Annotated in this window: 1 protein-coding gene; it reads right to left on the reverse strand. The window is 49.1% G+C overall.

The genetic code is table 11. The annotated features are described in order from the left end of the window. Positions 1-98: 98 nt before the first annotated feature. A complete protein-coding gene (locus FD01_RS04695) occupies positions 99-1,211 on the reverse strand; it encodes a baeRF6 domain-containing protein (protein ID WP_056962886.1) in 1,113 nt (370 codons plus the stop codon). Between the last annotated feature and the right edge of the window lie 143 nt (positions 1,212-1,354).

Genomic DNA, 1,354 nt, shown 5'->3' on the forward strand with positions numbered 1-1,354 from the left:
CCCTACGAAGTTTTCTATAATGAGACTTTGCACTTAATTTGACAATTCACCACAAATAAAAAGGAACGCGTCAGCTTCACCGCGATCCTTTCAAGCTTTTACAATGCGTAGCGTGTGATTGCCACCGCTGGCTCTGGCAACTGTAGTTTCGGCAATAAACTCACCGTTCCACCTTGCGCCACCACAGCGATCGCCAAGTCATTCAATACATTATTGTGTTGGGCTTTTAACCCTTCAGTGGTCAGTTCGCCGTCAATGATCTGCCCTTTCACCCGCGCGCCGGTTTGAATCAACAAGCGGTCGACTGCATGTACCGCCACCGCATGCGTGATCTCTGCGAGTTCTGTCCGCAAGCACTTGCGATCACGGGCAACATTGATTTGAGCCAATAAATCATGGCGGGCTTCTGAATCAAAATCACTGGTCAACGTCACCGCGACACGCGCCATCACATCTGGGCTTAAATCATTGGGACTGAGCGCTAACTCCACTTGACTCAAATGCGGATTGCGACTTAGGCTGCGAAACAGCGCGATATTTTGCGGCAAGCCCCATAACGCTAATGGAAAATCGCGATGTTGGATCAAATACGCATCCACAGCTTGGAAATAGCGCTTGGTATCGGTCATTTGCTCGGCTGACTTATCGCCATGCCCATGATAGCTGACTTGACTTGAACCTTGGCGAATCGAGTTCAGTTGCGGGCCCCCTTGTTCTTCCCCTAAAGCCTCAACGATGGTCCGCGGGGCCTCATCTGGTAAGATCACCTCCAACAACGTGTCGCCATCATGATGGTACAAAGCGATGCGATCGCGCTGTAAAACCAGCAAATCAAAATCATACCGGGATTGATGATCGGCTAACAGCGATAAGATCTGCGGTTGGCTGGTCACCATTGCGGCATCAGTTACCGGGTCATCCATTAAAAACAGTTGGGCTTGGCTTTCATCACATAACACGCCGATGCCTTTTGTGATGCCATTAAAGCGCGCTGGATCAGCAAAAATCGTTTCCAGCTGATCAGCGTAAGGTTGCCAATCCGTGTCTGGGAACACTTCTGTCATCACTGCTTGGGCATGTTCGATTTGGTGACGCAGCGCTAAGCTGATTGCCGGAAAGGCTTGGTGTGGGAGTTTACTCAAATAGATACTCACATACGGGCCGTGCTCGGTTTTGGTCAAGAAGTCTTGCAATGTGGCAAATTCAGTCATATGATCGTCCTCCTTTGGGTTACTTCAAGCATAGCAACTTACCCTCAGCAGACGCAAAACATACGCTTGTGAATATTTGTACCACACCACACAAACAGACTAAGCTTAATGGCGAAGATTGATTCGACGGAATCTTTCTTCGC

The organism is Lacticaseibacillus manihotivorans DSM 13343 = JCM 12514 (assembly GCF_001435035.1).
In the GTDB taxonomy this organism is placed as follows: domain Bacteria; phylum Bacillota; class Bacilli; order Lactobacillales; family Lactobacillaceae; genus Lacticaseibacillus; species Lacticaseibacillus manihotivorans.

Coding starts and splice junctions, on each gene's coding strand:
- FD01_RS04695 (WP_056962886.1), bottom strand. CDS start 1,211: ATGACTGAATTTGCCACATTGCAAGACTTCTTGACCAAAACCGAGCAC.